At 60.2% G+C, this 591-nt stretch carries 1 protein-coding gene; it reads left to right on the forward strand.

The features are described from left to right. Positions 1 to 591, forward strand: a 591-nt coding sequence (locus IBT46_RS27055) for a type VI secretion system Vgr family protein (protein ID WP_200548134.1), incomplete at both ends; no start/stop codon positions are given.

The raw sequence follows: 591 nt of genomic DNA on the forward strand, positions 1-591 counted from the left end.
GGGGTGCTGCACGACTCGGCGCACGGCGACCACGTCACCATCCGTAACTACCGACGCAACGTGCTGCGCACGCCGTCGAACAACAAAATCCGGCTGGATGACAACCGGGGACAGGAGCACATCAAGGTCTCGACGGAGTACGGCGGCAAAAGCCAGCTGAACCTCGGTCACCTGGTGGACAGCGAACGGAAGCAGCGCGGCGAAGGTTTTGAGCTGCGGACCGACAGCTGGGGCGCGATACGGGCGCAGAAAGGGATATTTATCTCGGCGGATGGCCAGGCGAAGGCGCAGGGCGAGGTGCTGGAGATGCAGCCAGCGGTCAGTCTGCTGAAAGGCGCGGTGAACCAGGTGACAGGATGGGGACCGATTGCGCAGGCTCACTATAACGTTGCCCCGGATGCTGAGCCGCTGAGAGCATTAGTTTCAGGTGCCAGTAAGCTTACAGAATCCACGCTGCTGATGTCAGCACCGAAGGGTATCGCCGCCGTCACGCCGGAATCGGCTTTAGTCCACAGTGAGAAAGGCCTGTATCTGCAGAGTCTGGGCGAAATCAACATCAGTACGGCGAAGCGCTATTCAGTTAACGCGAGC

Origin of the sequence: Erwinia sp. S38, from assembly GCF_016624545.1 — a bacterium.
GTDB lineage: Bacteria > Pseudomonadota > Gammaproteobacteria > Enterobacterales > Enterobacteriaceae > Erwinia > Erwinia coffeiphila.